19 protein-coding genes and 1 tRNA gene are annotated in these 21,358 nt (G+C 66.0%); 13 read left to right on the top strand and 7 right to left on the bottom strand.

The window, feature by feature from the left end; all coding sequences use genetic code 11:
- Together ACLP25_RS20820 and ACLP25_RS20815 are read left to right on the top strand one after the other, a co-directional pair.
- Nucleotides 1-214, top strand: a 214-nt coding sequence (locus ACLP25_RS20820; protein ID WP_442471058.1) for a hypothetical protein, incomplete at its 5' end; no start/stop codon positions are given.
- A gap of 7 nt (nt 215-221) precedes the next feature.
- Nucleotides 222-980: a LuxR family transcriptional regulator gene (locus ACLP25_RS20815; protein WP_442471057.1), complete on the top strand. Its 759-nt coding sequence runs from the start codon at nt 222-224 to the stop codon at nt 978-980.
- 7 nt (nt 981-987) lie between these two features.
- On the opposite strand, the gene ACLP25_RS20810 is transcribed toward ACLP25_RS20815, so the two are convergent.
- Both ACLP25_RS20810 and ACLP25_RS20805 read right to left on the bottom strand, forming a co-directional pair.
- Nucleotides 988-2,775, bottom strand: coding sequence for a cytochrome P450 (locus ACLP25_RS20810; RefSeq protein WP_442471056.1), 1,788 nt, complete (start codon nt 2,773-2,775; stop codon nt 988-990).
- A 155-nt stretch (nt 2,776-2,930) separates the two neighbouring features.
- Nucleotides 2,931-3,143: a YgjP-like metallopeptidase domain-containing protein gene (locus ACLP25_RS20805; RefSeq protein WP_442471055.1), complete on the bottom strand. Its 213-nt coding sequence runs from the start codon at nt 3,141-3,143 to the stop codon at nt 2,931-2,933.
- Nucleotides 3,144-3,630: 487 nt separating this feature from the next.
- Here ACLP25_RS20805 and ACLP25_RS20800 point away from each other — a divergent pair, with 487 nt between their 5' ends.
- Complete coding sequence (locus tag ACLP25_RS20800) at nt 3,631-3,855, top strand: hypothetical protein (protein WP_442471054.1); 225 nt, start codon at nt 3,631-3,633, stop codon at nt 3,853-3,855.
- Nucleotides 3,856-4,842: 987 nt separating this feature from the next.
- Here ACLP25_RS20800 and ACLP25_RS20795 read toward each other — a convergent pair.
- The 3 genes from ACLP25_RS20795 to ACLP25_RS20785 form a co-directional block, all read right to left on the bottom strand.
- On the bottom strand, nt 4,843-5,097 hold the full coding sequence (locus tag ACLP25_RS20795; protein ID WP_442471053.1) for a hypothetical protein: 255 nt from the start codon (nt 5,095-5,097) through the stop codon (nt 4,843-4,845).
- Nucleotides 5,098-5,280: 183 nt separating this feature from the next.
- Nucleotides 5,281-5,931, bottom strand: coding sequence for a response regulator (locus ACLP25_RS20790; protein ID WP_442471052.1), 651 nt, complete (start codon nt 5,929-5,931; stop codon nt 5,281-5,283).
- Nucleotides 5,928-9,158 (bottom strand): sensor histidine kinase, encoded by a 3,231-nt coding sequence (locus tag ACLP25_RS20785; RefSeq protein ID WP_442471051.1) that lies wholly within the window; start codon nt 9,156-9,158, stop codon nt 5,928-5,930. Before ACLP25_RS20785 ends, ACLP25_RS20790 begins: the two co-directional genes overlap by 4 nt.
- Before the next feature lie 282 nt (nt 9,159-9,440).
- Between ACLP25_RS20785 and ACLP25_RS20780 the strand changes: the two genes are divergently transcribed.
- The 5 genes from ACLP25_RS20780 (at nt 9,441) to ACLP25_RS20760 (ending at nt 13,447) form a co-directional block, all read left to right on the top strand.
- The gene (locus ACLP25_RS20780) at nt 9,441-10,103 is read left to right on the top strand and encodes a response regulator transcription factor (protein WP_442471059.1); all 663 of its coding nucleotides are present in this window, start codon (nt 9,441-9,443) and stop codon (nt 10,101-10,103) included.
- Between the two features lie 309 nt (nt 10,104-10,412).
- Nucleotides 10,413-11,231 carry an alpha/beta fold hydrolase gene (locus ACLP25_RS20775; protein ID WP_442471050.1) on the top strand — a complete coding sequence of 273 codons (819 nt, stop codon included), beginning with the start codon at nt 10,413-10,415 and terminating at the stop codon, nt 11,229-11,231.
- A 109-nt stretch (nt 11,232-11,340) separates the two neighbouring features.
- Nucleotides 11,341-12,372, top strand: coding sequence for a DUF4331 family protein (locus ACLP25_RS20770; protein WP_442471049.1), 1,032 nt, complete (start codon nt 11,341-11,343; stop codon nt 12,370-12,372).
- A 70-nt stretch (nt 12,373-12,442) separates the two neighbouring features.
- Nucleotides 12,443-12,958: a Dps family protein gene (locus tag ACLP25_RS20765; protein ID WP_442471048.1), complete on the top strand. Its 516-nt coding sequence runs from the start codon at nt 12,443-12,445 to the stop codon at nt 12,956-12,958.
- Nucleotides 12,959-13,228: 270 nt separating this feature from the next.
- A complete protein-coding gene (locus tag ACLP25_RS20760; RefSeq protein WP_442471047.1) occupies nt 13,229-13,447 on the top strand; it encodes a hypothetical protein in 219 nt (72 codons plus the stop codon).
- A 73-nt stretch (nt 13,448-13,520) separates the two neighbouring features.
- On the opposite strand, the gene ACLP25_RS20755 is transcribed toward ACLP25_RS20760, so the two are convergent.
- Nucleotides 13,521-14,402, bottom strand: coding sequence for a helix-turn-helix domain-containing protein (locus ACLP25_RS20755; RefSeq protein ID WP_442471046.1), 882 nt, complete (start codon nt 14,400-14,402; stop codon nt 13,521-13,523).
- 292 nt (nt 14,403-14,694) lie between these two features.
- Between ACLP25_RS20755 and ACLP25_RS20750 the strand changes: the two genes are divergently transcribed.
- The 4 genes from ACLP25_RS20750 (at nt 14,695) to cydB (ending at nt 20,045) form a co-directional block, all read left to right on the top strand.
- Nucleotides 14,695-15,069 (top strand): hypothetical protein, encoded by a 375-nt coding sequence (locus ACLP25_RS20750; RefSeq protein WP_442471045.1) that lies wholly within the window; start codon nt 14,695-14,697, stop codon nt 15,067-15,069.
- A 207-nt stretch (nt 15,070-15,276) separates the two neighbouring features.
- Nucleotides 15,277-17,583 (top strand): FdhF/YdeP family oxidoreductase, encoded by a 2,307-nt coding sequence (locus tag ACLP25_RS20745; protein WP_442471044.1) that lies wholly within the window; start codon nt 15,277-15,279, stop codon nt 17,581-17,583.
- Nucleotides 17,580-19,007, top strand: a complete 1,428-nt coding sequence (locus tag ACLP25_RS20740; RefSeq protein WP_442471043.1) for a cytochrome ubiquinol oxidase subunit I — start codon at nt 17,580-17,582, stop codon at nt 19,005-19,007. The genes ACLP25_RS20745 and ACLP25_RS20740 overlap by 4 nt, the downstream gene beginning before the upstream one ends.
- Nucleotides 19,008-19,013: 6 nt before the next feature.
- Entirely contained in the window at nt 19,014-20,045 is a 1,032-nt protein-coding gene (cydB, locus tag ACLP25_RS20735) for a cytochrome d ubiquinol oxidase subunit II (protein WP_442471042.1), read from the top strand.
- 46 nt (nt 20,046-20,091) lie between these two features.
- Here cydB and rlmB read toward each other — a convergent pair whose 3' ends face one another.
- The gene (gene rlmB / locus ACLP25_RS20730) at nt 20,092-20,985 is read right to left on the bottom strand and encodes a 23S rRNA (guanosine(2251)-2'-O)-methyltransferase RlmB (protein ID WP_442471041.1); all 894 of its coding nucleotides are present in this window, start codon (nt 20,983-20,985) and stop codon (nt 20,092-20,094) included.
- A 199-nt stretch (nt 20,986-21,184) separates the two neighbouring features.
- Here rlmB and ACLP25_RS20725 point away from each other — a divergent pair.
- A tRNA-Tyr gene (locus tag ACLP25_RS20725) sits at nt 21,185-21,269 on the top strand.
- Nucleotides 21,270-21,358 lie beyond the last annotated feature (89 nt).

The following is a 21,358-nucleotide window of genomic DNA, read 5'->3' as shown; positions in this document are numbered from 1 at the left end:
AGGCCCGCCTTGCTCCACCGAAACCGAATTCGCGGCGAACCCCGAGGCAATCGCCATGAGCGGTTCCGATATGGACCTGTGGACAACCGTGACGCCCCAATTGCCCACTCGAAACAGCGAGGAGCCGACGACGCTCGCTCCACAGGCCATTCTCGAGTCCTTACAAATTTCTCCGAGATGTTTTAAACTTGCGTCAACCGCGACGAACACATGAGAACGCCATGGCGAACGTCACTTCAGCCACCATCTCTCTGACCGATAAAATACTCGGCCGCAACCTCGATCCTCTGGCTGAGATCCTAAAGTTGATTGCTTTAGACATGGAGTTAGAAAATGTCGCACACCTGCGCTTCTCCAAAAACCGGGGCGAAGATATTACGGTATTAACTGCGGTAAATACTTTCCAAAAGGAGTGGCAGGCAAGGTATTTTCTTAAGAATTATTCGCTAATCGATCCGGTTGTCAGATTCGGTGTCGAGGCGACGGCACCGTTTGACTGGGACACGTTGAGTCGGGACGATCCCGCGATCCACGACTTCTTCGAAGACGCCCACCGGCACAACGTCGGTCACAACGGAATCTCAATTCCCGTACGTAATCGAAATAATACTATGTCTCTAGTTTCGTTCAGCAGCAATATGTCCAGGGAGGAATGGGAAGCCTACAAAGCATTGAATATGGCCAATCTCCAACAACTGTCCGTCCTAATCGACTCCGCCGAGAACGCAGACAGAAGCAAACTGCCGACGCCGCTCGTCCACCTCACATCGGGAGAGGAACGCTGCCTTGTGTGGGCAGCGAAAGGAAAGACTCAACAAGAGATCGCGGAAATCCTTGGTTTAAGCTTGGGGACAGTGAAGACCCACCTGGATTGTGTGCGTCGCAAGTTGAAGTGCAAGAACCTGACGCATGCTGTAGGCGTCGCTATAGCCGCCGGCGTAATCCCCGCCGCTGCGTTGGGAGAATGGGGCTCGACATAGGACATTGTTATTCGCTCCCTTTCACAGCGGGCGAAGATGGCCGAGGCATGTGAGGGTGCTGGCTGCCTCGCGAAGTTAGGCGCACCTTGAGCCCCGCAGGCGACATCGTGAAGCCGAACCGCTCCGTGACATCAGACGAGCGCCCGACGCGCTGGACAGTGAAGTTCTTGTAGAGCATCGACAGAAGGTTCTTGATCTCGAGCAGCGCGAGCGACCGGCCGGGGCACATCCGCGGACCCGAGCCGAACGGGAGGAACGCCGAGACATTGTGCGGACCGCCCGATGGATTCAGCCATCGATCCGGCCGGAACGCGAGCGGATCGGCGAAATTCTCGGCGCTGACCGCCGCGGGGCGCGGGAGCACGAAGACCAGCGTTCCCTTGGGGACGAGGACGTCACCCAGCGCCACGTCCGCGTTGGTCTCAAGCGCCGTGGTCGGCACGACTGGACGCAGCCGCATCGTCTCGCAGGCGACCGCCTCCGCGCTCGCGAGCCGGTTGGCGACATCGACGTCCCCGGCGACGTCCATCGGCCCGATTACGGCGTCGGCTTCGTTGCGCAGCTCCGCGGCCCACCCGGGGCTGTCGCAAAGCTCGTGGACCGCCCAGGCGATCGTGAACCCCGTTGTGTCTTCGCCGGCGACCAGCAAGGTCACGAGATTGGACCAGATGACGTCGTCCGAGAACGGTTCGCCGTTCTCGTCGACCGCCGTGATCATGGCCTCGATGAAGTTGGACGGCTTTTGCGCGCGCCTTGGCTCCGCCCGCAATCGGGCACGCGTGTCCGCCAGCAATCCGTCGAGCCAGGCGCGGAGCTTCACGAGGGCGCGCGTGAATCGACGGTCGGACGGCGTTTGAACGTAGCGCCACGTCGGACAGAGCGCGAAGGTCCGGCGGTTGAGCACCGGCAAAATCACTTCAAGCTCGCGCTGGATGGCGTCGTCCGCCCGCCCGACCGTGTTGGCGTCGCGCCCAAACACGATCAGCATGGTGACGTCGATCGTGAAGCGCTTGATATCTTCGGTGATGTCGACCGGCTCGCCGACCGCTGCGGCCCCGCGCCAGTGCGCCAGCAGACGTTCGGCGACCATTCGGATGCTGGGGTACAGCTGGCGCAAATGGCGCTGGGCGAGGGCCGCGACGGCAAGCTTGCGTTGCCGCCGCCACGCGTCGCCCTCGGCGTTGAACACTCCCCTGACGCCGGCTTCCGAGAGAATGCTGTCGATCGTCGCGCTGCGGCGGAACGTTTCGGGCCGCGCGCGGAGGGCTAGCGCGATCAATGCCGGGTCAGACGTCGCGACAGCGCGTCTCGCCCCCATCCGGAGCTGGTAAGTCCCGCCATACCGGACCGACCATTCCTCAAGGGTGAGATGGCCTCTCATCGCATCGAGCTGGTGCAGATTGCCGATAATGGGCAAGGGCCTCGGGCCGGCCAGGTCACCCGCTCTACGCGTGCCGGCGATCGGAGCCGACGGCGGCTCGAGGGCCGCGACGTCGACGAACAGGGCGCCGTCGCGCTCGGTGACGGCGCAGGCCGCGAGGCATTCCGGACCGCCCTCGCGCCGTCCGGAGTCAACCGAGAAACGCCAGCGATGGTTCCGACAGATGAGGGCGCCGCCGTCCAGTTCCCCCTCTCCGAGCAATGCGCCCTGATGGGGGCAGCGGCCCTCGAAGGCGCGCCAATTCCCGCCTGATCGAAGCAGGACGACGTCGACGCTGTTCGCGGAGAGAGCGAACGGACCGGCTGCCTTCAGTTCGCTGACGTCGGCGACGCGAGCAAGTGGTTCCAGCTTCATCGCCTCGCTCTCCCTTCGGCCGGACAGGCTGTAATGAGATACTTCATAGCTTTGCGCTTGAGAAGCGGACAAAGCGGTTCAGTGGGAGGACGCTGGCTTCGTTGCACCTTCGTTGATGTTGCCCTCCCGGTGGTTGCAGCTTCCCCAATTCGTATTCATCCGCTGGAGAAAGTAGGCGTTGACCTTCGCCAGCCTGGGTTGTGCTGATCGTGCTGATCGAGTATGGCCAGGAAGGGCTCGGTGTGGGTCGACTCCAGCGCCATTTCGTGGACGATCACGTACTCGAGCAGGTCCTTCGGCTTCTTCACCATCTCCGTGTTCACGCCGAGCTTCGGCTCCCACACGCGCCTCGTGCTTGATCTGGCCAAGAGGGTCTTCCCGCATTCATGCGGTCGACGCGACGGGCTCGGTCGTCATTGCCCGTTCGGTCAATCGCCGAACGCTTTTGAAGTTTTTCGACGCCCTTCCGCGGTGCGTCGTGGCGATGGAGGCCTGCTCTTCAGGCCGAAGACATAACCGCACCCGAAGCGTTCGCAAAGCGTCAACCAAACCCTTGACGACGGGGCGCCGTCCAGACATGCCCTTCCCCGTCGGTCCCGGCACCCGAGGAGAGCGCTAAAAGCGGACCTCGGCCATTTACCCAGGTAAAAGCCTCAGTTTCTGCTGTAATTGAGTTGCTCACGTCAGCGTTGGGTCGTTGACCCGAACGGGGACGCGACGCTTGACTCTTCAAGCGGGGACCATCCGGGCCAAAACGGGGCATAGTCGCTAACAGTCGGCCCTGCAAGGCCGATGCACCGGTCCGACAACATCGGGAAGAGGGGGCTGGGCGCGCGGCCCATAGGGCGAGCGAGGTTGACGGCGCAGCGCCGTGTGGCGGCCTTCCCGTGTCGGGAAAAGGCCAAGCTCCGTCGTTCCCTTGGTGAAAAGGGCGAAATTCGGCGCGACTTCCGATCCGGCCGCCCGCTTCACGAACCTGAAACCGAAGTGCAATATGTCAAGATCTGCAACGTCGGCGGCATCAGCGCATCCGCCGACGCGAATCCCGGCCCCAGGAAAGGCATCGCATTGGCGACTTAAGATATTGATATTTAATCTATTTATCGACGGGATAAAATATTTTATACCAACATTTGTTCAGACCTTGGAAGCGAGGCGCTCGACGTGTCCTGGGTCGGCATTCACTCGTTCCAGCTTTCCGCTGTCAATGGTAGTTCGTTGATTTCCGCGCGGGCCTCCCTGAGGCACCATGTCAAATAATAATTTCAATGGGATACGGTTTCGGCGAACAACTCCAAAACCAATCCCACGGCGCTCGCTCCATCGTCAGCGCCCCTGCGCAACGTCTACAGCGTCACTAAGGGACAATCCGCCATCCGGGATCTCTGCCGTCAAGCACGATGGCGCCGGCAATCTGCCGCCACAGCCAGCGATCGTGCCGGACCCGATGCCTCCAATCGTCCGCACCGGCGCAGACGGCGGGCGTGAGCTGCTTGTGACCTGTGAACGCATCTTTGCGCCAACGAGGCCAGCGCGATAACCTCCGCTTCCCTCATCGACGAACTTCCTTTCGAGGATTGCACTATGGACAAGTTTGCGCTCGTAGCGCTGGCGTGCCTCACCTTGGCCGCCTGCGCCACCCCAGTTCAGACTGCAGGCACTACGGCCGGCGCCATTGGCGGAGCTGTGGTCGGCGGCCCGGTCGGAGCTGTAGTCGGCGGCGCAACGGGCGCTGTGGTGACCGCACCTTGGAGTCCATTTGGTGGGCCATACTATTATCACCATCGCTATCGCTGTCGCTGGTACGACCCCTACGGTTACGTCCACTATCGCTGGTGCCACTAGCGTCCGGAGCGCACCGGCGCAACGCAGTGTTAAAAAGCGCGAGGCGCGACCGGGCGGCCTGCTCGACCGACTTAACCGCAAACGGCGATATCTTAGACGGGACGACCTCATCGGGCTCTTTGGTGAGGCCTTCCTTTGAGCCCCGCCTTCATGCAACCCACCATCCATCGATGCGAGCCGTGATTCTGTAGGCTCAGCTGTTCCGCCAGGCTTCGCGCGCGCTCATTGCCCGTCGATGTCGATCCGCCGGTGCCCGTAGAGCCATGCGTCGAGCGACCAGGCGCCGGGCCCGATCATCGTCAGGCTCAGGCTCCCGCCGGCCGTCGCAAACCACTCCGGCCATTCCGCGGCGTGACCGACGACGAGGGCGCCCGCCGCGAACAGGGGGGTCGCAATGGGGGTCCCGAGCCCAACGACGATGCAGGCGGCGAGAAGCCCGAGGATCGAGCCCGCGATCCAAGCCGCGTGTGCGTCCAATGTCGGCAGGGCGTCGATTGATCACCCCGAACGGCGCCGCTCCGACCGTGATCCGCAGGATGAGAAGCCCCAGGCCGGGCCATGATCCGGGAAAGGCGGAGAACAAGCGCTGCACGCGGCACCTCGCGGCAAGGCTAGCCCACGCCGTCCTTCACCGCCTACCCCCGAAAAAGGGGCCTCCGCCTACCCCTCAAGAGAGGCGTTCAGGGCGATGAGCCCTCTGGCGATCGCAAGCGTCGCCGCATGCGTCCGGTCGCGCGCGCCGAGCTTCCCGAGGATGTTCTTGACGTGCCCCTTCACCGTCTCTTCCGAGAGCGCCAGCTTGGCGGCGACGCATTTGTTCGAGTTCCCGGCGGCGATCAGCGTGAGGACCTCGACCTCGCGCGGCGTGAGGTCGTCGGCCCCGATCGTGCTCGCCATCGCGCTCGCCACTTCCGGACTGACCAGAACCTGTCCGCGGTGAACAGCTCGAATCATGTCGAGGAGATCCTTCCGGACGGCGCTCTTGAGCAGATAGGCTTGCGCTCCGGACCGGAGCGCGCGTCTCGCCAGCGCGTCGCCCCCGTAGGTCGTGAGCACGATGATGCGCGCGGATGGAGACTCGGCGCGGATCGCCACGATGGCGTCGAGGCCGTTTCCGCCGGGCATCTGCAGATCCATCAGCGTGACGTCCGGACGCAGTTTCCGATGCAGCTCGACCGCCTGACGGCCGTCGGACGCCTCTGCGACGAGGCGAATGTCGGGCGCCTGCGAGATGAGGGCGGCGACGCCCTCGCGCATCAAAGGGTGGTCGTCCGCGACCAGGACGGCGATCTTCGGCGACACGGAGGTCATCGCTTCCTGTCCTCCTGCCCCTCGCGCCCGGCGGCCCGAGCATAAGCGACGCCGGCTGGAACGGCCAATTCAATCTCAGCGCCGGCGCCGGTCCGGCTCCAGATCGTCAATCGTCCGCCGACTCTTTCCGCGCGTTCGCGCATGCCCGAGAGACCCCAGTGACCCTCACGCCCTCCGGCTGCGACAACGCTCTCGTCCATCCCGATCCCATCGTCGCGCACGCTTAGGAGAAGGGTCTTGCGTCCGAACGAGAGCTCGACCTCGATTTTTTGCGCGGAGGCGTGTTTTTCGGCGTTCCGCACCGCCTCCCTGGCGACCAGGAACATTTCGTCCCGCACCAGCGGCTGGACGGGTTGCTGGCGTCCCTCGACAACGAGTTCGAAATCCGGACCCGGCCGGTCGGGGCGCCTGACCTCGTCGCGCAGGTCTGCGAGCCTATGCGTCAGGTCCGTGTCCGACGCCCCGGTCGAGCGTAGCGCGCTGACGGCGCCGCGTCCTTCTGCGACGGCGGCGTCGGCCCTGTCGAGGGCGACGTCGAGCATTCCGGCGGCCTCCTCCGGCTGGCCGGGAAGGACGTTGCGGATCGCCTGGAGGCGAAAAATCAGACCCTGGAAGCTCTGCAGCAGCGAGTCGTGGAGTTCCCGCGCGATCCGGCTGCGCTCGTTGAGCCGCTCCTCGAGTCGGATCGCATATTGCCGGCTGACTTGCCTCAAGCGGATCCTGTACGCGACGACCGCCGCGGCTGCGACAAACGCGAGCGCCGCGGCCCTGAACCACCACGTTTGCCACCACGGCGGAAGGACATTGATGGTGAGCGCGGCCCCCGGCACGCTCCAGCCGCTGCGGCCGGTCCTGGCCTGGACCTCGAATCGGTAGGCGCCTGCGGGCAAGGCGTTGTAGCTCGCCATGCGCTGGTCGCTCCCGACCTCGCGCCAGTCGGCGTCGAGGCCTTGCAGCCGGTAACGGTATCGTACGGCTGACGGGGCGCGGAAGTAGAGAGCGGCGTACGAGACGACAATCTCGTCCCGGCCGCTCGGGACATCCAGGACGGCCTCTTGGCGGATCCCCCGCGGATGCAACTCGGAGGGCGTCAGGGGCGCCCCGCCGAGCCGGACCTCGCTGATCAGGACCGGCGGCTGGGTTTCCGCGACCGAGACCTGGTCCGGGCGAAACGCCGTGGCGCCGGAGAACCCGCCGAACACCATCTCGCCCGATGGGGCCTTGTCGCATGCGTTCCAGCCGCTGAGGTCGTTCCCGGGCAGTCCGTCCGCAACCGAGAAGCTCGTGAACGTCAGCGCGGCCCGGTCCAGCCGCGCCATCCCGTTGTTGGTGCTCATCCAGAGATCGCCGGAACCGTCCTCGAGGAGGCAGCTCACGACATCGCCCGGCAAGCCGTCGCGTTTCACGAACCTGCGGAACGTGCCGCGTTCGCGGTCGAAAAGGTTGAGACCGTTCTGGGTGCCGACCCAGAGCGCGCCCTGTTTGTCCATGAGCACCGTGTTGACGGTGTTGTTGCTGAGGGTCTCCGCCGCGCCCGATTTGTGCAGGTAGGGCTGGAAGGCGCCTGTGCCCGGCGTGAACCGGTAGAGCCCCGAGGTGCTTCCGAGCCACAGATCGCCCGACGGGTCCCCGGCGATCGAGAAGTACCCTTCTGCGGCGCTTTGAGGGTTTCGCTTGAACGTCTCGGATCGCCCCGAGGCTGGATCGAACCGGTCCAGGCCGTTCCATGTCGCCAGCCACGTCGTTCCCGCCTTGTCGACGAAGATACGAGTGACGATGTCGCTGCTCAGGCTCGCCGCGTCATCAAGGGCGCGGTAAGAGGTCATATCGCCGCTATCCAGATTGAGCCGGTAAAGGCCCCGGCCGAGCGTCCCGAACCAGAGCACGCCCGTGGGGTTCTCGCGGATGGTCAGGACTTCGACCGGGCCGCCGTCCGGCGGCGCAATCGCCTGCCCCTCACCCGTTGCGCGGTCGATCTTCCCGAGCGCGCCGCCGGCCCCGACCCACAGCACGCCGCGGGCGTCCGCATAGACGGTGTTCACCAGCGTCTCCCCGACCGCCTTGGGATCGTACGACGGCGTCACGATGCGTTCGAACGGCATCTTCGTCGCGGCGAAAGCGTTGGGCGGACTGGCGTGCAGACCGACCCAGATGTTCTGCTGCGAGTCCTCGAAGAGGGCGATCACTCGATTCTCGGCGAGGCTCTCAAGGTCCCCCGCCGTGTTGCGGTAGGCTATGAACGTTCGCCGCTCGCGATCGTACCTGAGAAGGCCCTCGCCCATTGTCCCGAGCCAGATCGTCCCGTCGACGGCCTCCAGAATCGCGTAGACGCCGGTGAGCCCCGAGCCTCCGGCTTCCCCTCCCTGGAACGCGAAGCGAGTGACGGTGTTCGTCGCCCTGTCGAACTGTGCCAGGCCGTTGCCTGACCCGTAGATGATCCAGAACGTGCCCGCGCGATCCTCGTGGAAATAAAATTCCCGCACGGAGACCTCCAGCGGGATTCGGAAGGCGGCGTGTCCGGATTTCGGATCGAACGCCTCGAGTCCTTCTCCTGTGGCGACCCAGAACGCGCCGCTCCGGTCGAGCCCGGACGACTTCACGTCGTTGCTGGCGAGGCTGCTCGGATCGGAGGGGTCGTGGACGAATCTCCGCGTTCCGCCTGTCGCCGGATCGAGTTCATAAAGCCCCTGCGCGGTCGCCAGCCAGAGCATGCCCTCGTTGTCCTGGCTGATGTGGATGACCACGGGATTGTCGATGTCCACCCGGAAATGGCGGAAGGTTTCGGTCGCCGCATCGTAGGCGTCGAGACCCTGGTCGCTTCCGACCCACAGCGTCCCGCCCCGATCCTTGAACAGCGCGTAGATGAACACGCCGCTGAGACTGCCGGGGTCTCCGGCTTCGTGCTTGAACAGGCGATATTCGCGTCCATCGAACCGGTTCAGGCCGTGTTGCGTCCCGAACCAGAGGAAACCCTGGTCGTCCTGGACGATGTGGGAAACGCGGGTCTGCGAGAGGCCCTGCTCGAGTTCCGTGCGCCGGAAGCGGATGTCTCGCCCCGCTTCGACCGGCAACGTTATGACGGCGGGCGCGGTTGTCGCCACGGGCGCCACACTTTCGGCGGCCGGCGCCGACGTCGCCCACAGGATCGCCAGAATGCCGAATGAGCAGCAGAGCAACTGCGCCGCCCGCAGCAATTCCGGTCCGGAACTCCACGGGAGGCGCGACATCGGGTCCTGCATCTCGGTCGAGCGATTATCGACTGCGCCACAACCGGTCAATATGACGGCGCGCACGCAGGTTGAACCGCCAACATTGCACCCCTCGAAAGAGGGGCTGCGCCGAGCCCCCTCCTGGGCTTGGCCCAGCCGGCGCCGAGACTTATTTTTTGCACCTCGGCGCCGAGTCTTCGCCGCGAAGAGTCCGTAATCTGTTGTCCGAATCCGTCAGCCAAAGGTCCCCGCCATGGGCCATACGGCGATCCTGCCCACTGCAGAGGAGGTGAGACCGTGATGACCAGTCCGCAGACCCGCGCCGCGCCGCGCGCGGGGGCGCCCGTGGCCATCGCCGCGCCCGTCGTGATTGTGCTGGATGACGACACGGCCCTCCGGGAAGCGCTGTCGAGCCTTTTCCGTTCGGTCGGCCTCGACGTGGCCCTGTACGCCACGGCGGCGGAACTGCTGGCGGCGAAACTGCCCGACGCGCCGCGGTGCCTCGTCCTCGACGTCCGGCTTCCCGGCGTCAGCGGCCTCGATTTCCAGACGCATCTGGCGCGCACGGACGTCGACTTGCCGATCGTCTTCATGACCGGGCACGGGGACATTCCCATGACCGTGCGGGCGATGAAGGCCGGCGCCGTGGACTTTTTGACGAAGCCGTTTCGCGATCAGGACATGCTGGACGCGGTCGCTGCCGCGATCGTGATCGATAAAGGGCGGCGCGAGGCCCGGGCGGCGGCCTCAGGTCTGCAATCGCTTTACGAGGCGCTCTCGGCGCGCGAGCGGCAGATCATGGCGCTCGTCACCGCCGGCCTGATGAACAAGCAGGTGGCGGCCGAGGTCGGGCTGAGCGAAATCACCGTGAAGATTCACCGCGGCAATTTGATGCGAAAGATGCGCGCCAAGACTCTCGCGGACCTCGTGAGAATGGCTGACGCTCTCGGCGTCCGCAACTGACGGGAGCGTCCGTTCGGGGGTCTGAACGGAAGAGCCCTTTGGGGCGCCGGCGTCGCAGACAATCGGCGCACCTGCGCGAGATTGGGCCGCGAAAAGCCTGGACGTGCGAAAATTCCCTGCAGCTTGCAGAGGCGAAACGGCAGCGAGCGACCACGGGCGCTCGGCGAGGCTTCTCGGCCCGCCGGGCCCGCCGCCGCCGCACCGAAGGGACGACAGAACCATACGCGCGTATAGTTGTGGAGCGACCCGTATACCTGACAATTGTGGTCGACACTTGAATATTCGGTCTCATCGAAAGAGGAAGAGACAATGTCGACCTTCACGACGAAAGACGGGACCACTATTTTTTACAAGGACTGGGGCAAAGGGCAGCCGGTCGTCTTTTCGCACGGCTGGCCGCTGTCGGCCGACGCGTGGGACGGGCAGATGCTCTTTCTCGCTTCGCATGGATTTCGGGTCGTCGCTCACGACCGCCGCGGTCATGGCCGCTCCGGCCAGACCTGGAACGGCAACACCATGGAGCAATATGTCGACGACTACGCTCAGCTGCTCGACAAGCTCGAGCTCAAGGACGCCGTCCTGATCGGCCACTCGACGGGCGGCGGCGAGGTCGCCCACTACATCGGCAAATATGGAACGGCTCGCGTGGCCAAGGCGGTGCTCGTGAGCTCGGTGCCGCTGATGCTCAAGACGCCCGCCAATCCGCACGGCACGCCGATCGAGGTGTTCGACTCGATCCGCAAGGGGGTCGCCGAAAACCGGAGCCAGTTCTTCAAGGACCTGACCTTGCCGTTCTTCGGCTACAACCGGCCCGGCGCGAAGGTGTCGGAGGGCGTTCGCGAGAGCTTTTGGATGCAGGGCATGCTCGGAAGCGTCAAGGGACACTACGACTGCATCCACGAATTCTCGGAAATCGACTACACCGAAGACCTGAAGAAGATGACGATCCCGACCCTCGTCGTGCACGGCGACGACGACCAGATCGTGCCGATCGCCGCCGCCGGCCAGCGCTCGGCCGAGATCGCTCCGAAGGCCACGCTCAAGGTCTACCCGGGCGCTCCGCACGGCATTCCGATTGTGCGCCAGGACGAGCTCAACGCGGATCTCCTCGCCTTCATCCGGCGGTAACCGCGGCCGGACGCCTCCGTCGCTTCCGGCTCGATTTGACGCTCGCCCGAGTCCTCCCCTCAGGCGAGCGTGGCCGGAAACCGCGCATAGGACGACAAGGACCGACTTCATGTCCCATCACCTCGATTCTCCGCTCGCCCGGCAGGACATCCGCCTCGACATCACGGATCTCTATGTGTTTCGCGGCGAGGTCGGCACGGTCTTCGTCATCAACGTCTGTCATTCGATCTTCGGTCCGATTCCGACCCCGGGGTTTCACCCCGAGGGGATGTACGAGTTCAAGATCGACCACGATAGCGATGCGGTCGAGGACCTGACCTACCGCCTCACTTTCGAGCCGCGCGACGCCGAAGGCCGCCAGCGCTACGTCTTGCGCCGCATCGCCGGCGCCGGCGCGACCAACCCGGACGCGACGGGGGCCATCGTCGCGGAGGGGATCACCGGCAAGACGACGAAAACGCTCGACGGGTTGCGCGTCTGGGCCGGCAAGGCCGGCGATCCGTTCTGGATCGAGCCCGACGTGCTTCACGCGGTCGGCCACGCCATTCAGGATGGCGCCAGGATCAATCTGGTCGGATGGGACCCGTCGAAGGCGAAGAACCTGTTCGCCGGACGCTCGGTCTATTCGATCGTGATCGAGGCGTCCGACGCGGACGTGCTCGGCGTCTCGGCGGATAACCGGATCGGCGTCTGGGCGGTGGCGACGCTCGCCACGGACGCCGGCGGCTGGCGCCCGATCAACCGGGTCGGACTGCCGATGATCCATCCGCTGTTCACCCAGTTCAACGAGGATCTCGGCAACCGCCTCAACGCGGGCCGCCCGTCGGACGATTACGCGACCTATGGCGAGCAGGTCTCCAAGGCGATCGCCGGCGTCGTCGCGGCGCTCGGAACGTCCGAAGACCCGGCGGGATACGGCGCTATGGTCGCCCATCGGTTCTTCCCCAACATCCTCCCCTATGTGGTCGGCACGCCGGCGTGCTTCGGCTTTGCCGGATGGAACGGACGTTCGCTGACCGACAACGCCCCGGACGTGATGTTCAGTCTCGCCGCGAACGCGCCCGTCGGTCTCGGGATCGGTAAGGAATCGGTCACGTCCAAGCCGAGCAAGGCCTTCCCCTACGTGCCTTCGGCGCCCTGATCAGACGCGCCGCCGCGAATGAGCTTCGCGAGCCCGGCGGCTTTCTCGCAACTGTAAAAGGAATGCGGTCATGAACACGAAATCGGCCATAGAGCGGCAGGAGGCGCCGCTTCGCACCCCGACCGACCTCGGGGCAAACGCCACGCGCGACATCGCCGCCGCCCTCACGGGGTTGCTCGCCGATATGTTCGCGCTCTACCTGAAGACAAAGAACTTCCACTGGCACATGTCGGGTCCGCATTTCCGGGACTACCACCTGATGCTCGACGAGCAGGGCGAACAGATTTTTGCGACCACCGACGCCATCGCGGAGCGCGCGCGCAAGGTCGGCGGCACGACGCTGCGCTCGATCGGCCACATCCACCGCCTTCAGCGGCTGGCGGACAACGGCGCGGATTTCGTCACCCCCGAAGACATGCTGGCCGAGCTGGCCGACGACAACAAGCGGCTCACCGGCTTTTTGCGGGAGGTCCACAACGTCTGCGAGGACCATAACGACGTCGCCACCGCGAGCCTCGTCGAGGTGTGGATCGACGAATCCGAACGCCGCGTCTGGTTCCTCTACGAAGCGACCCGCAGGCTTTGAACGGCGCCTTGGCCCGCCCGCGCGGAGGGCCGGCGGGCGGGCCTTGCGATGGATCTTGTTGGCCGGGGTTTAAGGGGGCTTCGCGTTCGCCACGGCCGATCTTGCCGCGGTCAGCGCGACGCGGACGTTCGGCGCTGCAATAATAGGGCGACCTCGCCGGCCATCTCCGGCCTCGCGGCCACCGCCGTATCGCGGATCGGATCAAGCGAATGCGCCGGCGAGATAGGCCTCTGCACAAGTATCGCTAAGCCCAGCTCTGGGGCGAATTCAATGAGAGGAGAGGCGATCACGCAACAATTTGCGCGAGTCGCCACGGAGAGTGGCGTCATTCCGGGCATCCTCAACGGCGGCGAGCATTTGGATCTTCGGCCGGTCGCGCCCGACATCTGCCCAGACGTGATCGCGAGCGGCGCCCTGACCACGGTTGACACCGCCGGCTTCGTCCCGCCCCACGGGGCGACTTCACTTTATGTCGGTGGACATGCCTAAGGTCGTTGCCCGCTTCACCGCGACCGAAGCGACAAGACCGAGCCGTCGTCCCGCTTTGCTCCCGCCGCGGCGATCACATTGTTCGGGCGCAGCGCCATTGGTGAGGCGTGTCGCCGACGAAGCGGCGGAAGACCGTGGTGAAATGCGCCTGCGTCTGGAACCCGACGGTGAGCGCGATCTGCGCCAGCGGCTCGCGTGTCTCCAACAGAAGCGTCTGCGCCCGTTCGATGCGGCGCTTGAGCAGGTATTCGTGCGCTCTCAGCCCCGTTGCGACGCGGAACTGGGCGGCGAAATGCATCCGGCTGAGACCCGCGGCTGACGCCATGTCTGCCAGCGTGACCGGCCGATGGAGATGCGCATCGACGAATTCCATCACGCGCTTCAATCTCCATTTGAGGAGCCCCGAGTTCGGGCGGCTGCGTCGCTCCTGCGCGGGCGCCGCCGCCGGAGCGCGCATAACGTGTTCGCGGAGGCTGACGACCCGCGTGACCACGGCCAGGCGCAGGGCGTCGGCGTAGACGCCGGCGAACCCGTCCTCGCTGCGCTCGGCCGCCTCGAGCGCGTTCGAAAGCCGCATGATCACGGGATCATCCGCCTCAGTAGCCGGACGCGCGCCAGACGCGTCGCAGGCCGGTCCGAGAAGCGGCCGCAAAGACGGGAGATGGGCTTCGGCGTTCAACAGGAAATGGATCGTCTGCCGAGCCGTGTCCTCCAGCGCCCGCGGCGTCTTCTCGGACGGCGTCATCGGATCGACCGCCGACAGCGCGATGGCGACTCCCATATGCGGAAGGCGCACCCAGAGCACGTCGTCGGTCGGCGGCTCGCGGGGCGCGGCCGGTATCCGGCCGGACCATCCTGCCGCGAAGGCGGCGCGATCCTGCGGCTCGGCGACGACGGATTCGGCCCCAGCGCCTGGGGCGTGGTCGGGGAACGGCGGCGAGACATGGACGGACATCTACTCAACCCCATGTTGCTGGGAGCGGAACGAAGGCGTTTGCTGTCGACGACCGGCGACCCTGAGAGACTACCGCTTGCGCGCCGGCGCTCCATCGCACGTGGGTTTTGCGGGCTGCGTGTTCCGTTTGGCGCCCGCATACCTTGGTATGGGCGGCGGGCTTTCTCAAAAAGGCGCCGTCATTCCTCGAAAGACTTGCGCCCAGGGCGACCTCAGCATCTGCGCCGGTCTTCACTCGGGGTCGTCCATGCGCGGCGCGTCATCGCATTTTGGTTCCCTCGGCTCGGCGCGGATGCAAGCGCGCGCTCTCACGGTGTTCGTCGCCCTCGCGATCGGAGGGCTCAGCGCGGAATCCGCGCTCCAAAGGACTATGACAGCGGACGCCGAGGCGGCGCCGACGGACTCGATGCATAAAGCGGCGACGCGCAGAGACCGACAGCGCGCGATCTTCGGCGTGGATGCGCATCTCGTCGCGCACGCCGACGCCCGCCACCCGATCCCCGACGACGAGCCGCCTGCTCGGCTTCAGGCGCACATCGGTCAGGAGAAGGCTGGGGTCGGCATGGCCGAGACTCAACCATCCTGTACGGGCGCCCCATCGCCCGGCTCCGGTCCGGTCGGCGCCGTGCGCGCCCGGCACTGCGTCAGCCGCTTGGGCGCGCTCTGACGGTCTCGCGGTGAGACAGCTCTTTCCCGGCCGTCGCGCCTGTGGCGCCGGCTTGCCGCTGGGGCGCGACGAAGCTGCATCGCGCCGGACGGACGCCGGTCAAGGACGGCAGGGTTTGCGTGCGTTCTCGAAAGGACTGCGAGGCTTCCGGAAGCCGCGACTTTCGCGCGGTCGCATCCTCGCGGAGATCAACCGGAGCGCAATCCGATGCCCGAACGTAAGTCACTTCGACGCTATGACGAACCGGCGGGCGGATGGGGCGCGCTGAAGGCGCTCGGCGAGCATCTCGTCGAACAGAAGATCCCGCTCAAGGGCGCCGAGACGCTGCTGCGCATGAACCAGCCAGAGGGATTCGACTGCCCGGGCTGCGCGTGGCCGGACCCGAAGCACACGTCTTCCTTCGAGTTCTGCGAGAACGGCGGCAAGGCGGTCGCCTGGGAGGCGACGGCCAAGCGCTGCACACCGGAATTCTTTGCCGCCCACACGGTCACCGAGCTTTCGGGCTGGAGCGACTACGAGCTGGAAATGGTCGGCCGGCTCACCCATCCGATGGCCTATGACGCGGCGAGCGACAAATACCTCCCGATCGCATGGGAGGACGCCTTTGCCCGCATCGGGGCTGAGCTCCGCGCGCTGCCCGATCCGAACATGGCCGAGTTCTACACCTCCGGTCGCACGTCCAACGAGGCGGCCTTCTTGTACCAGCTCTTCGCCCGCGAGTACGGAACCAACAACTTCCCCGACTGCTCCAACATGTGCCACGAGGCCACCAGCGTCGGCCTCCCGCTTTCCCTCGGCGTCGGCAAGGGCACGGTCCTGCTCGAGGACTTCGACAAGACGGATTGCATTCTCATCTTCGGCCAGAACCCGGGCACCAACAGTCCGCGGATGATGACGAGTCTGCGCAACGCCTCGCGGCGCGGCGCGGCGATCCTCTCGTTCAATCCGTTCCGCGAGCGGGCGCTGGAGCGCTTCCAGGCGCCGCAGAACCCGATCGAGATGGCGACGCTCACCTCGACGCCGATCAGCTCCCGCCTGCATCAGGTTCGCGTCGGCGGCGACGTGGCCGTCCTCAAGGGCCTGATGAAGACGCTCGTCGAGGTGGACGAACGGGCGCGCGCCGGCGATCAGATCGAGATCCTGGACTGGGACTTCATCCGCGGCCACACCGAGGGCGTCGAAGCGCTGGTCGCCGACCTGAAGGCGACGCGCTGGGACGACATCGAACGCTGTTCCGGTCTCGAGCGCGCCGCGATCGAGGAGGCCGCTCGCGTCTACCAGAAGGCCGAGCGGTCGATCGTGGTCTACGGCATGGGCCTGACCCAGCACCGGCATGGCGCGGGAACGGTTCAGCAGCTTGCGAACCTCTGTCTGCTCAAGGGCAACATCGGGCGGGAAGGCGCCGGCCTCTGCCCCGTGCGTGGCCATTCCAACGTCCAGGGCGACCGCACCGTCGGCATCACCGAGGTTCCGACGGCCGATTTCCTCGGTCGCCTCGGGGCCCGGTTCGGATTCACGCCGCCGAGCGCGCACGGCCACAACGTGGTCACGGCGCTCGAGGCGATGCTCCGTGGAGAGGCGCGCGTCTTCATCGGCATGGGCGGAAACATCGTCGCCGCCATCCCCGACTGGCGGCGGACGCACGAGGCCTTTCGCAACCTCGACCTCACGGCCCATGTCTCCACCAAGCTCAACCGCAGCCACCTCGTCCATGGACGGCGCGCGCTGATTTTGCCGTGCCTCGGCCGCACGGAAATCGACATCCAGGCGACGGGGCCGCAATCGATCACCGTGGAAGATTCGATGTCGATGGTGCACGCCTCGGCGGGCCGCAATCACCCAGCCTCGGAACATCTCAAGAGCGAGCCCGCGATCGTCGCCGGCATCGCCCGGGCCACGCTCGGGGAGAATTCCGTGGTCGACTGGGAGCGCTTCGTCGCGGACTACGATCTCATTCGCGACGCGATCGAGGCCGTGCTTCCGATCTTCCAGGGTTATAACGCCCGCATCCGCGTTCCAGGCGGGTTTCACCTCGCCTCCACGGCGAGCGAGCGGATCTGGGCGACCGCGTCCGGCAAGGCGAACTTTCTGGTCTACGACGGGCTCGGCGAGGACCCGGCCGAGCATGATCCGGACGTGCTGTGGCTCGCCAGCATTCGCAGTCACGAGCAATACAACACGACGCTCTATTCCCTCTCCGACCGCTATCGCGGCGTGTTCGGCCGGCGGGACGTCGTCTTCATCAGCGAGGCGGAAATCGCGAGGCTGGGCTTCACGCCGGGCGACCGCGTCGATCTCGTCGCGGTCTCTCACGACGGCTTCGAGCGCGTCGTGCGCAACTTCGAGCTCGCGCCTCATCCGTTTCCCAAGGGAAGCTGCGCCGCCTACTATCCCGAGGTCAATCCGCTTGTGCCGCTCTACGCCCGCGATCCGATGAGCTTCACCCCGTCCTACAAGGGCATCCCGATCCGGATGGCGCGCTCCCGCACGGAAAACGGGGAGCTCCGACAATGAGCGCCGTCGACCTCGCGCGTCTGCAGTTCGCCTTCACCATCGGTTTCCATATCTTGTGGCCGACGATGACGATCGGGCTCGCCGCCTTCGTCGCCCTGCTCAGCGGACTGTGGTGGCGCACGGGGCGGCTCGTCTATCGCGACCTGATGCATTTCTGGATGCGCATCTTCGCCCTCGGCTTCGGCATGGGCGTGATCACCGGCGTGGTGATCAGCTACGAAGTCGGAACGAACTGGGCCGGCTTCTCGCGCGCGGCGGCCAATGTCATCGGACCGCTGTTCATGTACGAGGCGCTGACCGCGTTCTTCCTCGAGGCCGGATTCATCGGCGTCATGCTGTTCGGCGAGGCGCGGGTGAGCAAGGGGCTCCACTTCTTCGCCTGCTGCATGGTCGCGCTCGGCGCGCTGTTCTCGGCGACCTGGATCATCGCCTCCAACAGCTGGATGCAGACGCCCGCCGGGGCCGTCGCCGACGCCAACGGGATCTACCACCCCGTCGACTGGCTACAAATCATCTTCACCCCGTCGTTCCCCTATCGCCTGAGCCATATGCTTTGCGCGAGCTTCGTCACGGGCGCTTTCGTGGTCGCCGGCGTGTCCGCCTTCCATCTGTGGCGCGGACGGCATGTGGAGGCGAGCCGGGTCGCGTTTTCGATGGCCACGGGACTGGCCTTGATCCTCGTTCCGACGCAGATCGTTCTCGGGGACCTGCACGGCCGCAACACGCTCGCCGACCAGCCAATCAAGCTCGCCGCGATGGAGGGGCTTTGGGACACGACGCGCGGCGCGCCGATGGCGGTCTTCGCGTGGCCCGACATGAAGGCCGAACGCAACCTGTTCGCGCTCGAGGTTCCCCACGTCGCGAGCCTCTATCTGACCCACTCGTGGGACGGCGAGGTTGAAGGCCTGAAAGCGGCGCCGCCGGAGGATCGGCCCAATGTGCCGCTCGTCTTCTTCGCCTTCCGCATCATGGCGGGCGTCGGCGTGGCGCTGCTCGCAATCGCGCTCATCGGGGCCGCGCTCCGGGCGCGCGGCAGGCTGTTCGACACGCGCTGGTTCCTCGTTCTCTCGATGGCGGCGACGCCCCTCGGCTTCGTCGCCGTCCTCGCGGGCTGGACCACGACCGAAGCCGGCCGCCAGCCCTGGGTCGTCTACGGCCTGCTGCGGACCGCAGACGCCGTCGCGCCGGTCACCGCCGACGCGGTGACGCTGAGCCTCGCCGTCTTCGTCGTCGTCTACAACACGCTGCTCCTGACCTTCTTCTGGTTTGCCATCCGGGTCGCGCTGCGCGGGCCGGAGAGCCACGGCGAGGACGACACCCGCCGTCTCCACCCCGGACTCGACCGCGCGAGTCCCACGCTCGCCGGCGCCGACCCCGTCGCCTCCCCGATTGCGGCGTCCGCCGTGTTCAAGCGAGGAGCCTAGAGTCGCATGGGTTTCGTTCCCGATCTCCCCGTCCTGTTCGCCGCGGTCGTCGCCTTCTGCGTGGTCGTTTACGTGCTGGCCGACGGCTTCGACTTCGGCGTCGGCGTCCTTTTCCTGCTCGCGCCGCGGGATGAGGACCGCGACCGGATGATGGCGAGCATCGAGCCGGTCTGGGACGGCAACGAGACGTGGCTGGTCATGGGCGGCACGCTGCTCCTCGCCACGTTCCCGGCCGGCTACTACGTGTTGCTGCCCGCCTTCTATCTGCCGATCATGGCCATGCTGTTCGCGATCATCTTCCGCGGGATCGCGTTCGGATTCCGCCTTCAGACGGAAGAGTTCCGGTGGGTCTGGGATCTCGCCTTCGCCGGCGGTTCGCTGCTGGCGACGCTCTGCCAGGGGATGATCCTCGGCGGCCTGATCAATGGCGTCGACATGCGTGACGGCCTGTTCGCGGGCGGCTCGTTCGCCTGCTTCAGCGTGCTGGGGCTCGCCTGCGGCGTCGGGCTCGTCGGCGGCTACGCTCTGCTCGGCGCGGGGTGGCTCATCTGGAAGACAGACGGATCGACGCAGGTGTTCGCGCGCGAGGCGGCGCATTCCGCCCTGATCCTGACCGCCGTCATGATGCTCGCCGTCAGCGCCTGGAGCGCCTGCAGCGTGCCCGAGGTGGCGGAGCGCTGGTTCTCCTGGCCAAACATCGCCTGGCTTGCGCCGGTCCCGGTCCTGCCGGCGGCGGCGCTCCTGACGATCCGGCGCCGGCTCTGGACCGGGCGGGAGACGGACACGTTTCTGCTCGCGATCCTCGTCTTCCTGCTCGGGTTCGCCGGTCTCGTCGTCAGCCTTTGGCCCTATGTCGTGCCGCGCCAGGTCACCGTCTGGGACGGCGCCGCCGATCCGAAGACGCTCGCCTTCGTCGGCTTGGGCCTCTTCGTCATCATTCCCATCGTGCTGGCCTACCAGGCCCACGCGTACTGGGTCTTCCGCGGCAAGGTCGGGCCTTCCGCAGGCTATACCGGTCTCTCGGGCGGCGGGACGTGACGGCGTGCGGGCCTTTTCGACCCGGCCGCAGCAGCGCCGGCGCCGGTCAGGCCTGCCCGATCTTGCCGTAGGCGATCGCCAGCGCGATCGCCGCCGCGTTCGAGACGTTGAGGCTTCGGATCGGGCCGGGTAGCTCTAGCCTCGCCAGCGCGTCGCAACGCTCGCGCGTCAGGCGCCTCAGGCCCTTGTCCTCCGCACCGAGCACGAGCGCGAGCGGACGGGAGAGCGAAACGGCGTCGAGCGCCGTCGGACCCTCCGAATCGAGGCCGACTCGCAGGTAGCCCATGTCGCCCATCTCGGCGAGTGCGCGGGCGAGATTGGTCACGGAACAGATCGGCACGTGCTCGAGGCCGCCCGAGGCCGACTTGGCGAGCGCGCCCGAGAATTCCGGCGAATGCCGCTCGGTGGTGACGAGGGCGTCGACCGCGAAGGCGGCGGCGGTGCGCAGGATCGCCCCGACGTTATGGGGGTCGGTGATCTGGTCGAGCACGACGACGAGTCCGCACGTCGGCAGTTCGGACACGTCGATCGACGCGAGCGGCCGCGCCTCGAGCAGCACGCCCTGATGGACGGCGTCGCGTGGGGCGAGCCGGGCGATCTCCTCGAGGCTCAAAATCCGGGTCTCCACCTGGCGCGCATCGATTTCCGCTTTCAGGCGCTCCGCCGCCGCTGCGGTGGCGTACAGGCGGATCAGTTCCCGCCGCGGCGCCTTCAGCGCCGCCTCGACGCTGTGAAAACCGTAGATGCGCGCGACGTCCGGATCGCGGCGCTCGTGCGACCGCCCGCGCTCCGGCCCTGCCGACGGGGCTGGCGAAACTCGCGGCGGTTTCGGCCCGGCCGACGGAGCCGCCGCCGGTCGCGACTGTTTCGGTCCGTGCGCGCGGCGCTCGCCGGTTTTCCGGGGCGGAACGGCGCCGCGCCTTTCGCGATTGCGGGTCATCGGATCCCCTGCGGCTCGAGTGCCGCCCGAAGCTCTAGGCCGGATCGTAACGCCTGACCACAGACGGCTGGAGACGGGGGCCCGGAGGACGCGTTTTTCCGGTTGACAGGCCGGCGGTCGAGGAAACATAAGCCCTCACCCGCGCCTCGGCCTCACCGAGGCGTTTTCGTCCGACCCCGCGTTTGAGCGGCGAGGATGCGGGGGAGTGTCCCGAGCGGCAAAGGGGGCGGACTGTAAATCCGCTGGCTAAGCCTTCGTAGGTTCGAGTCCTACCTCCCCCACCAGCCAATAAAATCAATTACTTAGGGTCATGTCCGCCAACCTGGGGTGGCCTTTTTCATGTTGCGTTGGTTTGCAACACGACACAAGCAAT

Source organism: Roseiarcus sp. (assembly GCF_052145395.1).
Taxonomy (GTDB): domain Bacteria; phylum Pseudomonadota; class Alphaproteobacteria; order Rhizobiales; family Beijerinckiaceae; genus Roseiarcus.
The sequence above is the reverse complement of the archived record's forward strand: the minus strand, read 5'-3'. Positions and strand labels throughout refer to the sequence as shown.

Coding starts and splice junctions, on each gene's coding strand:
- ACLP25_RS20815 (WP_442471057.1), top strand. CDS start 222: ATGGCGAACGTCACTTCAGCCACCATCTCTCTGACCGATAAAATACTC.
- ACLP25_RS20810 (WP_442471056.1), bottom strand. CDS start 2,775: ATGAAGCTGGAACCACTTGCTCGCGTCGCCGACGTCAGCGAACTGAAG.
- ACLP25_RS20790 (WP_442471052.1), bottom strand. CDS start 5,931: ATGACCTCCGTGTCGCCGAAGATCGCCGTCCTGGTCGCGGACGACCAC.
- ACLP25_RS20785 (WP_442471051.1), bottom strand. CDS start 9,158: ATGTCGCGCCTCCCGTGGAGTTCCGGACCGGAATTGCTGCGGGCGGCG.
- ACLP25_RS20780 (WP_442471059.1), top strand. CDS start 9,441: ATGACCAGTCCGCAGACCCGCGCCGCGCCGCGCGCGGGGGCGCCCGTG.
- ACLP25_RS20775 (WP_442471050.1), top strand. CDS start 10,413: ATGTCGACCTTCACGACGAAAGACGGGACCACTATTTTTTACAAGGAC.
- ACLP25_RS20770 (WP_442471049.1), top strand. CDS start 11,341: ATGTCCCATCACCTCGATTCTCCGCTCGCCCGGCAGGACATCCGCCTC.
- ACLP25_RS20765 (WP_442471048.1), top strand. CDS start 12,443: ATGAACACGAAATCGGCCATAGAGCGGCAGGAGGCGCCGCTTCGCACC.
- ACLP25_RS20760 (WP_442471047.1), top strand. CDS start 13,229: ATGAGAGGAGAGGCGATCACGCAACAATTTGCGCGAGTCGCCACGGAG.
- ACLP25_RS20755 (WP_442471046.1), bottom strand. CDS start 14,402: ATGTCCGTCCATGTCTCGCCGCCGTTCCCCGACCACGCCCCAGGCGCT.
- ACLP25_RS20750 (WP_442471045.1), top strand. CDS start 14,695: ATGCAAGCGCGCGCTCTCACGGTGTTCGTCGCCCTCGCGATCGGAGGG.
- ACLP25_RS20745 (WP_442471044.1), top strand. CDS start 15,277: ATGCCCGAACGTAAGTCACTTCGACGCTATGACGAACCGGCGGGCGGA.
- ACLP25_RS20740 (WP_442471043.1), top strand. CDS start 17,580: ATGAGCGCCGTCGACCTCGCGCGTCTGCAGTTCGCCTTCACCATCGGT.
- cydB (WP_442471042.1), top strand. CDS start 19,014: ATGGGTTTCGTTCCCGATCTCCCCGTCCTGTTCGCCGCGGTCGTCGCC.
- rlmB (WP_442471041.1), bottom strand. CDS start 20,985: ATGACCCGCAATCGCGAAAGGCGCGGCGCCGTTCCGCCCCGGAAAACC.